This is a genomic window from Rhizobacter sp. P2_H2 (assembly GCF_056403375.1).
Genome location: NZ_JBFUFP010001600.1, coordinates 1 through 848 on the forward strand (window position 1 = coordinate 1; position 848 = coordinate 848).

Annotated in this window: 1 protein-coding gene; it reads right to left on the reverse strand. The window is 72.5% G+C overall.

Annotated features, from left to right (window positions below; genetic code table 11):
- Positions 1-848: Mur ligase family protein (locus AC1D15_RS35015; protein ID WP_477829701.1), on the reverse strand; the 848-nt coding region annotated here is incomplete at both ends.

Here is an 848-nt window from a genome sequence, read left to right on the forward strand (position 1 = left end):
CCGCCAGCATCGCCTGCGCCTCCAGCACGTCGGAGAACGGGTGCTTGACGCCGGCAATCTCCTGCTCGGCCTCGTGGCCCTTGCCGGCAATCAGCACCACGTCGCGCCCGCCGGCGTGGTGCAGCGCGTGCGCGATCGCGGCGCGCCGGTCTTCGAGCACCGTCGCGTTCAGCGAACTGGCCATGCCCTCGACGATCTCGCGCAGGATCTGCGCCGGCGCCTCGTTGCGCGGGTTGTCGCTGGTGACGACGATGCGGTCGGCCAGCCGCTCGGCGATGCCGCCCATCAGCGGGCGCTTGGTCGCATCGCGGTTGCCGCCGCAGCCGAACACCACCCACAGCAGGCCGCCGCGTTCGCGTGCGAACGGGCGCAGTGCGTACAGCGCCTTCTCCAGCGCATCCGGCGTGTGCGCATAGTCGACCACCACCACCGGCTGGGTCGGTTCGGCGTCGACGCGCTCCATGCGCCCCGGCACCGCGCTCAGCTCGGGCACGACCGCGACGATGTCGGCCAGCGCGAGGCCCAGCGCCCGCAACCCGCCGATCACCGCCAGCAGGTTCGACACGTTGTAGTCGCCGATCAGCCGGCTGTGCACGTCGACGGCCTCGTCGCCCTCGCGCAGCGTGAAGGCGAGGCCGCCGTCGGCGTAGTGGATGTCCTGCGCGCGCAGCCGGGCCACGTCGCGCGTGCTGTAGGTCCACAGGTCGAGCCCGCCGCCGGCCAGCTCGCCGACCAGCGACGCGCCCTGCTCGTCGTCGACGTTCAGCACCGCGGCGCGCAACCCCGGCCACGAGAACAGCTGGCGTTTGGCGGCCCAGTAGGCGTCCATCGTGCCGTGGTAGTCGAGG